Below are 2,346 nucleotides of genomic sequence, written 5' to 3' on the forward strand. Positions count from 1 at the left end.
GTGGCGTGTGATGTGGCGGATCGGGGGGCGTTGGAGGGGGTGCTGGCGGGGATTCCGGCGGAACTCCCGCTGTCCGCGGTCTTCCACGCGGCGGGCGTCGCCGACTTCGGCGAGGTACTGGAGATCGGCGAGGCGGAACTCGCGTACCAGTACGCCGCCAAGGTGGAGGGTGCCCGGCACCTGGACGCGTTGACCGCGGGGATGGAGCTGGACGCGTTCGTGCTGTTCTCCTCGGGTGCGGCGGTATGGGGCAGTGCGGGCAACGCGGCCTATGCGGCGGCCAACGCCTATCTGGACGGTCTGGCCCAGGAGCGCCGGGCCCGTGGTCTGACCGCCACCTCCGTCTCCTGGGGCGGCTGGGGATCCGGCGGCATGCTGCAGGACCACGGCGCGACGGCCGCGCGGCTGGCCCGGCTGGGTCTACGGCCGATGGACCCGGAGATCGCGATCAGCGCCCTCGACCAGGCCCTCGCGCAGGACGAGACCCTGCTCACGGTCACCGACATGGACTGGGAGCGATTCGCACCGAACTACATGATCGCGCGCCACCGTCCGCTGATCGAGGAGATCCCCGAGGTCCGCCGCGCCCTGGAGGCCGTCGTCGACCCGGTCGGGGACGACTCCGTCGCGGGAGCGCTGCGCGAGCGCCTGGCCGGCCTGCGGGAGGCCGAGCAGCGGACGGTGCTGCTGGATCTCGTGCGGTCCGAGGTGGCGCACGTCCTGGGGCACACCTCACCCGTGGCGGTCACGGAGGCCAAACCGTTCCAGGAGATCGGCTTCGATTCCCTCACCGCCGTCGAGTTCCGTTCCCGGCTCAACGCCGCGACCGGCCTGCGGCTGCCCGCCACCCTGGTCTTCGACCACCCCACCCCCGCTGCCCTCGCCAGCCTGCTCAGGGATGAACTCCTCGGTACGGCGGCAGGCTCCGGCCTTGCCGTGGTGGCGCGTTCGCAGGACGACGAGCCGTTGGTGATCGTCGGCATGGCCTGCCGCTTCCCGGGGAACGTGACCTCGCCGGAGGAGCTGTGGCGCCTGGTCGCCGAGGGGCGCGACGAGACCTCCGCGATGCCGGTCGACCGTGGCTGGGAGCAGTGGCTCTCCGGCGATGTGCGGCGTGGTGGCTTCCTGCACGACGCCGGCGACTTCGACGCGGACTTCTTCGGGATCTCGCCGCGTGAGGCGGGCGTGATGGATCCGCAGCAGCGGCTGCTGCTGGAGACCTCCTGGGAGGCGCTGGAGCGCACGGGCGTCGACCCCTCCTCGCTGCGCGGCAGCCGGACCGGTGTGTTCGTCGGCGGCACGGCCCAGGAGTACACGGCTCTCCTGATGACGGCCCAGGACACGCAGGGCTTCGGCGTGACCGGTTCGTCGGGCAGCGTGATGTCGGGTCGGGTGTCGTACGTGCTGGGTCTGGAGGGCCCGGCGGTGACGGTGGACACGGCGTGCTCGTCCTCGCTGGTCGCGCTGCACCTGGCGAGCCGGGCCCTGCGCAACGGCGAGTGCGATCTGGCGCTGGCCGGCGGTGTGACCGTGATGGCGACTCCCGCGACGTTCGCGGAGTTCTCCAAGCAGGGCGCCATCTCCGCCGACGGCCGGTGCAAGGCGTTCGCCGAGGCGGCGGACGGGACCAGTTGGGCCGAGGGTGTGGGCATGCTGGTGGTCGAGCGGTTGTCGGACGCGCGGCGTAACGGGCATCCGGTGCTGGCGGTGGTGCGGGGCAGCGCGATGAATCAGGACGGTGCGTCGAACGGTCTGACGGCGCCGAACGGTCCGTCGCAGCAGCGGGTGATCCGCCAGGCCCTGGCCGACGCGGGGCTGTCGGCTGCCGACGTCGACGTGGTGGAGGCGCACGGGACGGGCACGACGCTGGGTGACCCGATCGAGGCGCAGGCCCTGCTGGCCACCTACGGTCAGGACCGCCCCGAGGGCCGTCCGCTGCGGCTCGGCGCGTTGAAGTCGAACATCGGCCACACCCAGGCCGCGTCCGGTGTCGCCGGTGTGATCAAGATGGTCATGGCGATGCGGCACGGGACGCTGCCGAAGACGCTCCACGTCGACGAGCCCTCGCACCAGGTGGACTGGTCGGCGGGTGCAGTCGAGCTGCTGACGGAGGCACAGATCTGGCCGGAGACCGGCGCTCCGCGCCGTGCGGGCGTGTCCTCCTTCGGGCTGAGCGGTACCAACGCGCACGTGCTGCTGGAGCAGGCTCCCGAGGCGGAGCCGGTGGCGGTGGAGACGGTGCCGGTGGCGTTGGGGGGTGAGGTGGTGCCTCTGGTGGTGTCGGGGCGCAGCGAGGCGGCGTTGCGGGAGCAGGCGGCGCGGTTGGTGGGGGTGCTGGCGGAGCCG

General features: G+C 72.4%; 1 protein-coding gene. It reads left to right on the plus strand.

Annotated features, from left to right (window positions below; translation table 11 throughout):
• Positions 1 to 2,346: beta-ketoacyl synthase N-terminal-like domain-containing protein (locus ACFZBX_RS36860; RefSeq protein ID WP_391538188.1), on the plus strand; the 2,346-nt coding region annotated here is incomplete at both ends.

It is taken from the genome of Kitasatospora sp. NPDC008115, from assembly GCF_042957205.1.
GTDB lineage: Bacteria > Actinomycetota > Actinomycetes > Streptomycetales > Streptomycetaceae > Kitasatospora.